Source organism: Metabacillus malikii (assembly GCF_030813355.1).
In the GTDB taxonomy this organism is placed as follows: Bacteria; Bacillota; Bacilli; order Bacillales; family Bacillaceae; genus Metabacillus; species Metabacillus malikii.
Map to the genome: position 1 here is coordinate 124825 of NZ_JAUSUD010000013.1, position 6094 is coordinate 130918.

The 6094-nt window shown below is 35.0% G+C and carries 4 protein-coding genes; all 4 read left to right on the forward strand.

Features of this window, described 5'->3' with window-relative positions:
- The first annotated feature begins 396 nt into the window (after nt 1-396).
- Complete coding sequence (gene sodA, locus J2S19_RS13685) at nt 397-1005, forward strand: superoxide dismutase SodA (RefSeq protein WP_307342903.1); 609 nt, start codon at nt 397-399, stop codon at nt 1003-1005.
- Between the two features lie 174 nt (nt 1006-1179).
- Nucleotides 1180-2469: an MFS transporter gene (locus J2S19_RS13690; RefSeq protein WP_307342906.1), complete on the forward strand. Its 1290-nt coding sequence runs from the start codon at nt 1180-1182 to the stop codon at nt 2467-2469.
- 262 nt (nt 2470-2731) lie between these two features.
- On the forward strand, nt 2732-4513 hold the full coding sequence (locus J2S19_RS13695) for a methyl-accepting chemotaxis protein (RefSeq protein WP_307342910.1): 1782 nt from the start codon (nt 2732-2734) through the stop codon (nt 4511-4513).
- A 649-nt stretch (nt 4514-5162) separates the two neighbouring features.
- A partial coding sequence (gene ltrA / locus J2S19_RS13700) for a group II intron reverse transcriptase/maturase (protein WP_307342913.1) occupies nt 5163-6094 on the forward strand: 932 nt, incomplete at its 3' end.

Sequence of the window (6094 nt, forward strand, 5' to 3'; positions counted from 1 at the left end):
CCTTTATGTCAGTAGATGGCCCTCCAGTTTGTACGTCGTTGGGCAAGCCGTCTGCGCTTTTCGATCTCCTCGGCGCAAACGCCTGCTCACGTCTCACCTCTCCCACGCTTCCGGAAGGAGTCACGCACTTTAAGCTTCAACAAACCACAATCTTTTAGAAAAGAACCATTTATTAAGTATTGAAACTCCTCGTTAGAAAGTAACAACTGATTTGTAATAATATCTATATACATGTTGAGTTTGTAAATTTCTTGAAAGTGTATATTTTTAAAAAAAAGGAATAAAATGATACTTGTGCAAATGCTTTTTGATTGAAAGAATCTTTTATATTTGGTAACCTTAAAACGAATAGCTTGATAAAAGCAAAAAACGTACATAACAAGGAGGATTTTTACAATGGCTTATGAACTACCTCAATTACCTTATGCATACGATGCTTTAGAACCACATATCGACAAAGAAACAATGAATATTCATCACACAAAACACCACAACACTTACATTACAAATGTAAATGCTGCGTTAGAAGGTCATGCTGACTTAGCTAGCAAAAGTGTTGAAGAATTAGTTTCAAATCTTGATGCTGTTCCAGAGGCAATTCGCACTGCAGTACGCAACAATGGTGGTGGACATGCTAACCATAGTTTATTCTGGACTATTCTATCACCAAATGGTGGAGGCGAGCCAACTGGAGAACTAGCAGAAGCAATTTCTGCAAAATTTGGTAGCTATGATAGCTTTAAAGAAGAGTTTGCAAAAGCTGCTACAACTCGCTTCGGGTCAGGTTGGGCATGGCTAGTTGTCAACAACGGAGAATTAGAAGTAACAAGTACTCCAAATCAAGACTCTCCTTTAATGGAAGGTAAAACACCTATCTTAGGTTTAGATGTATGGGAGCATGCATATTATTTAAATTACCAAAACCGCCGTCCAGATTATATAGCTTCATTCTGGAACGTAGTAAATTGGGATGAAGTGACTAAACGCTTTAACGCAGCTAAATAATTTTTAAAAGAGCTAACTATTTGTTGGCTCTTTTTTTATGTTCTTTTTTAGGTACTACATACCTTTATTAATTACGTATTCCTTCTCTTTTATGTTTAGTCAGTTGAAATAAGTATACATAACTACAAAATGTTAAGACAGACTAAGTAATAGAAGTTGAAGGGGAGTTTTTTTATGTCTAAATTGCAAAAGATTTTTGGAGATGTACATGTGAGTAAAGATTTACTTTTATTATTAATTATTGGTGGGTTATATTCGTTAAGCATTGCTTTATCTAATACATTCGTAAATGTGTATTTATGGAAGCAATCAGGTGAATTTCTTGATTTAGGAATTTATAACCTATCTATAGTAATTATGCAACCATTAACCTTTATTTTTGCTGGCAGATTAGCCAAGAAAATAGATAGGGTAATTGTATTACGATTAGGTGTTATCTTTTTAGCGATTTTTTTTCTTACAGTTTTACTCATTGGAGATTTAGCTGCAAAGCTCTTAGTTGTAATTGGGGGAACATTAGGAATAGGTTATGGTTTTTATTGGTTAGCATTTAATGTTCTCACATTTGAAATTACAGAGCCTGATACAAGGGATTTTTTTAATGGTTTTTTAGGAATTATGAACTCAACAGCAGGTATGATTGGACCAATTATTGCTGGTTTTGTCATATCACGTTTGAAAAATTTCACAGGATACACTACTATCTTTACGATTTCCTTAATTTTATTTTCAGGTGCTGTTGCTTTAAGCTTTTTTTTATCTAGAAGACCTGCAGAAGGTAATTACTTACTTAAAAGAATTCTCCAGGAAAGAAAAAATAATATAAATTGGAAGCGTATTACTACTGCACATTTTTTTCAAGGGTTACGTGAAGGAACATTTGCTTTTGTTATTGGTGTCTTTGTGTTTATTACAACAGGAAGTGAATTAGCACTAGGTAAATTTGGTTTGATTAATTCAGCTGTTGGCTTTGTAGCTTATTTCTTGGCTGCCAGAGTAATTAAAAAATCAAAACGTAAGCTTTTTATTTTATTGGGAGGCATCTTATTATACCTATCAATATTTATTCTATTATTTGAGTTAACATATCAGAGGTTAATCATCTATGCAATTTTAATTGCGATTGGATATCCAATGTTGTTAGTACCATACGCATCATTGACGTATGATGTAATAGGTCGGGCTTGGAATATAACGAAAGCTAGAATTGAGTATATCGTGGTAAAAGAAATTTATTTAAATGCTGGTAGAATTTTATCGATTGTTTGTTTTATAGTGGCTGTTAAATTCTTTAATGAAGAAAAAAGCATTCCAATTTTATTAGCTATTATCGGAATTGGTCACTTTCTTATTTACTTTTTTGTCAAGAATATTCATATTGATAATAGCGATGAAACAATAGAAGAAACTGGTCAAAGACCAGTAAGAAAAGCCAATTTAGTTGATGGTGATAGTGGTGCATAAAAGGTATTAATCAGCAACTATAGAAAAACTGGGGGATTCGGAATGTTTTAATCCGAATCCCTCTACTTGTATTTACTCATATATGGGATGTTTCTAAATGATGTAAGTAATGTTATTTTTGGACTAAATAAAGATGGTTATAATCACTAAAAGTATTAGAAAGTAAGAATTAAGAATTATTTATCTAACCTTCATTCTTAACATTAGCTTAATATTCAAATGCTATAATGGGTCAAATTACACATGATATGGAGGACACAGTTTGAAACAGATATCGATGAATCAAGTACATAAGATTAAAGCTAGTGAAAAAGAACAACATAGGACAAGGAAATTTCATCAAGGGAATTCACAAGGATCGAAACAATTATTTAAAAAGATTATTACAGGGTTAAATTTGCAAAGTCGTTTATTGTTTTTATTTATTTTCCTATTAGTTGTTTCGATTACAATCGTGGGCATTAGTTCTTATTTAAAGGCAAAAGATACTACAATTGACATTATAGAAAATCGGATAAGTAGAGAGTCAGAAGTAATGGGTTACGTTGCAAAAAACCTTAAGTTTTTATATGTAAGTGACGACTCGTATTTTATGCAACAGTTTGAAATTAGTATTCGTGACCAAAAACAACAGTTAGAGACAGATGGGATAAAATCAAATATTTTTTATTATACGGATGAAGAAATCAAATCATTTAATGTAAGTAAACAAGCAAATATTTCCTTTACAGAATCGTTTAAGAAAAAGATAGCAAATACGGAAAAAGCTGTTTTTCATCAGATGATAAACGGTGAGGACTATACGATTTCCGTATTAAACATACCAGAAATCAGCGGAAAATATCTGTTAGTTGTACCGACAGCATCTTATCTTGGAACAGTACATGAAATGGCACAATTTATGATTATTGTAATGATTGTAAGTATAGTCATAGCAATTATTCTTTTAATCTTATTTATTCGCAGTGTCACAAAACCTCTTACTGAGTTAAGAAATGTTATGACAGAGGTACGTGAAGGGAAATTTAATAGAAAGGTATTAATAAAGACAACAATTCCAGAGTTACTCTCCTTAAAAGTAAGTTTTAATATGATGATTGAACAAATGCGAAATATCCTAAATGAACTAAATGAAACAACTACAGAGCTAGAAAGAACAGGTGGGAAATTGAGTGATTCCTCTGAATATGCACTTACTTCTAGCCACCAATTAATAGAAGCTATTAATGTTGTAAAACATGGTGCAGAGCAGACGGCTAGTAGTTCAGATAATAGTGTTAATGGATTCCAAACTGTCAAACAGAATATACAGATGTTAATGAACGGTATGGATATGGTGTTCCATAGCTCTGAAGATATGAATTCATCTGCAAAGCGTGGTGAAAAAAACAATACATATTTAATTAATACAATCAACAGCTTTGAGAAGGAGTTTGAACACATGACATTTACGATTCAACAAGTAAAGGAACACTCAACTTCAATAACAAAACTGGTAGATTTAATAAAAGGTGTAGCGGATCAAACGCAATTATTAGCACTAAATGCTGCTATAGAGGCGGCGAGAGCAGGTGAATCAGGGAGAGGATTTGCTGTTGTTGCGAATGAGGTGCGCAAACTTGCAGTACAATCCGCTTCTGCAACTGTAGACATCTCAAAATCAATTAATGAACTAGAAGATGTGACATTTAGGGCCACGGACGAATTTGATGATATGTTATTAAAGATTAGACATTACTTGGAGACTGCAAACGATTCAAAAGCATCGTTTGATGAACTAATGAAAGAAATAGATACAGTAAGTAAGAAACTACAAGGAATGCGAAGAGAGATTCATAGGTTAAATCTTGTTCTTCCAGACCTAGAAGAAGCAACGGTAAATGCGGCGTCAATTTCACAAGAAACACTTGCTAGTACTGAACAAATGCTTTTGGCGAGCGATAATCAAATAAAGCAGATGAAGAGCACTCACGAAATTGGTTTACAGTTAAAAGAGTTATCAGATTCATTAAACAACTTATCAAATCAATTTAAAGTGAATTGATAAATGTCAGGCTTATATACTTACATTGTATATATGGACTGGCATTTATTTGTGTTCGCATTGTTAATTTTTGCTCTTTTCCAAAAGAATTTTGCTTTTTAGGACAAACTTTATCAAGGTGGTTGGAGCGTAGGTGCGAGACTCCTGGAGCGACCGAGCCTAGGTCGTAACATATAGCGGGTGGGATTCCCGTCGAGAAAGAACTAGCCATTCACTCGTAGCGAGTTTTGGAGGGTATTTGGTAACAGATACCTTTAAGCGTAAACAGCTAGGTAATGGGCCGTAAGCCGTATGGTTGAAGGGATTGAGCTTCGAAAATCGCATAGTTGAGAAGGCCGATGCGTTCAGGGGTGCAGAAGGCAACATTGTTAATTTCGATAAATGGCAAGAAAATAACAACTTCTCCGGAGTCGATGACCTCGGCACGTTACACATCGATATGTTACGGCAACTCGGGAGATCCTTTAGGTCTCTTCACAAGGAGAGTAATGACTTACAAGCGATAATAAAGTGAGGACAGTCAAACGCCTAAAGGAAGTCGGATGGCAGTATAGTACCAATGAAGTCGGGTAACTCTGACGGAGGAAAGGCTGCCACCTATCATAGCCCTTGAAGGGGAAACATTACTACACACAGAGGTAGATACTAAATGGAAACGAAACTGAAAAGGATAGCAGAATTAGCGAAATTAAATCCAAATATGGTCTTCACTTCTCTAGCGCATCTACTTAATGAAGAGCACTTAAAACAATGCCATCATGAATTACCTAGTGGCAAAGCTACAGGTGCCAAAGGTGTAACTAAAGAAGAATACGGTCAAAAGTTAGATGAGAATGTCAAAGAATTGGTAGAACGCTTAAAGAGAAAAGCCTTTCGACCAGTACCGGTTAGACGCACCTACATTAATAAACCAGGTACTAAGAAGAAAAGACCTCTAGGCATTCCCGACCACGAGGACAAGGTTGTCCAACGTGCGTTATCAAAGATACTTAATGCCATCTATGAAAATGACTTTCTAGATTCATCTTTTGGATTCAGACCAAACAGAAGTTGTCATGACGCACTGAAAATCCTTAATGTATATATCGAGAAACGCCCTACAAATTATATTGTAGACGCAGATATTAAAGGATTCTTCGACAACGTTGACCATGAGTGGATGATGAAATTTCTGAAGCACCGTATTAATGACCCAAATCTACTAAGAATTATAGCCAGATATTTGAAGGCTGGATACATGGAAGAAGGAAAGTACTTTCATGTAGACAGAGGTACACCACAAGGAGGTATTATCTCTCCGATACTAGCCAATGTATACTTGCATTACGTCCTAGACTTATGGTTCGAAAAGATTGTAAGAAGGAGTAGTAAAGGCAAAGCGTATATGGTTAGATATGCAGACGACTTTGTATGTTGTTTCCAATATAGAAGTGACGCTGAAGCCTTTTATGCTTCCCTTAGTGAGCGACTACAGAAATTTAAACTGGAGGTCGCTGAAGATAAAACGAAAATCATTACCTTTGGGCGATTTGCCGATGATGACTCAAAACGTAACGGAGGTGGAAAACCACCAACGTTTGA

Bases quoted from the DNA above. Each gene is read 5' to 3' on its own strand.
- sodA (WP_307342903.1), top strand. From the start codon at position 397: ATGGCTTATGAACTACCTCAATTACCTTATGCATACGATGCTTTAGAA.
- J2S19_RS13690 (WP_307342906.1), top strand. From the start codon at position 1,180: ATGTCTAAATTGCAAAAGATTTTTGGAGATGTACATGTGAGTAAAGAT.